1 protein-coding gene is annotated in these 1,388 nt (G+C 63.4%); it reads right to left on the reverse strand.

Annotated features, from left to right (window positions below):
- Positions 1-1,388: Ig-like domain-containing protein (locus tag C8K63_RS29980; protein ID WP_218279809.1), on the reverse strand; the 1,388-nt coding region annotated here is incomplete at both ends.

Below are 1,388 nucleotides of genomic sequence, written 5' to 3' on the forward strand. Positions count from 1 at the left end.
GAGTCGGTGAGGGTGTAGGTGAAGGATTCGGTGCCGTCGCCACCGCCGTGCAGGGCTTTGAAGTCGGCATCGCTGGTGTTCAGCGTGTAGGTGTAAGTGCCATTGGCATTGAGCACCAGGGTGCCGTAAGTCCCGGTGAAAGTGCCGGGGGTGATCGGGCCGGTGTTTTCACCGATCGTCACCTGGTCGGCGCCTTGCACGTCGTTGCTCAGTACGTTGCCGTTGAGCGTCAGCAGGGTTTCCGAGGCGGTACTCGCATTGCTGTCGTCCACGCCAGTGGGCACGTCGTCGACGATGTTGACGTCCAGCGAACCGGTCGCGGTGGTGCCGTTGTCATCGACCACGGTGACGGCGAACTGCTCAGGCAAAGTGTTGGCGTCGTTGGCAGTCGGATGCGCTTCGTTATCGTTGAGGGTGTAGCTGTAGCTGATCACCCCGGTCGCCGCGTTGAACCCGGTGATGGTCAGCGTGCTGCCCAACGGGGTGATAATCGATTGTGGGAAGCCGGCAGCCACGCCACCGCTGACCACGGCGATGCCGCCGACGGTCAGGGTCGTGACACCGTCCAGCGCGACCACGGTGAAGGTGCCGTTCTGAGTCAGCGCCGTGGCATCCGGTGCACTGCCGTCGCTGAGGTTTTTCTCGAAGACGGTGAGTTCAGCACCCTGAGCACTCAAACCGCCAATCGTGTCCGGGTCATCGTTGTTGTGGATCTGCAGCACCAGGTTCGCGGTGCTGCTGTCGCCATCGGCGTCTGTCAGCGTATAGGTGAAGGTTTCGCTGCCGTAGCCACCGCCGTGCAGGGCTTTGAAGTCGGCATCGCTGGTGTTCAGCGTGTAGGTGTAGGTGCCGTTGGCGTTGAGCACCAGGGTGCCGTAAGTCCCGGTGAAAGTGCCGGGGGTGATCGGGCCGGTGTTTTCACCGAGCGTCACCTGGTCGGCGCCTTGCACGTCGTTGCTCAGTACGTTGCCGTTGAGCGTCAGCAGGGTTTCCGAGGCGGTACTGGCGTTGCTGTCGTCCACGCCAGTGGGTAGGTCGTCGACGATGTTGACGTCCAGCGAACCGGTCGCGGTGGTGCCGTTGTCATCGACCACGGTGACGGCGAACTGCTCAGGCAGCGTGTTGGCGTCGTTGGCAGTCGGATGCGCTTCGTTATCGTTGAGGGTGTAGCTGTAGCTGATCACCCCGGTCGCCGCGTTGAACCCGGTGATGGTCAGGGTGCTGCCCAACGGGGTGGTGATCGATTGTGGGAAGCCGGCAGCCACGCCACCGCTGACCACGGCGATGCCGCCGACGGTCAGGGTCGTGACACCGTCGAGGGCGGTGACGGTGAAGGTGCCGCTCTGGGTCAGGGCCGGCGTGTCGGGGCTGCTGCCGTCGCTGAGATT

The organism is Pseudomonas sp. GV085 (assembly GCF_003050925.1).
Taxonomy (GTDB): domain Bacteria; phylum Pseudomonadota; class Gammaproteobacteria; order Pseudomonadales; family Pseudomonadaceae; genus Aquipseudomonas.